Origin of the sequence: Aeromonas sp. PrichA-15 (genome assembly GCF_017939245.1) — a bacterium.
In the GTDB taxonomy this organism is placed as follows: Bacteria; Pseudomonadota; Gammaproteobacteria; order Enterobacterales; family Aeromonadaceae; genus Aeromonas; species Aeromonas caviae.
This window is the reverse complement of the sequence record NZ_JAGKRH010000346.1, coordinates 1-293: the sequence shown is the minus strand read 5'-3', so window position 1 is coordinate 293 and position 293 is coordinate 1. Positions and strand designations below refer to the sequence as shown.

Genomic DNA, 293 nt, shown 5'->3' with positions numbered 1-293 from the left:
CGTTGCTGGAGCGAACCGGCTCGGTGCCGGTGTTCATCAGCATGAAGCAGCCGGTACCGTAGGTGTTCTTGGCCATCCCTTTTTCGAAGCAGAGCTGGCCGAACAGGGCGGACTGCTGGTCACCGGCGATACCGGCGATGGGGATGTGGGCGCCGCCGCCACGGGTGGTGTAGCCATAGACCTCGGAGGAGGGTTTGACTTGCGGCAGCATGGAGGCGGGGATGCCCAGCTCGTCCAGCATGCGCTCATCCCACTTCAGGTCGCGGATGTTGTAGAGCATGGTGCGCGAGGCG

Annotated in this window: 1 protein-coding gene; it reads right to left on the bottom strand. The window is 64.2% G+C overall.

The genetic code is table 11. The annotated features are described in order from the left end of the window. The coding region (locus tag J9889_RS24780; RefSeq protein WP_246878175.1) for an FGGY family carbohydrate kinase at nt 1-293 on the bottom strand (293 nt) is incomplete at both ends.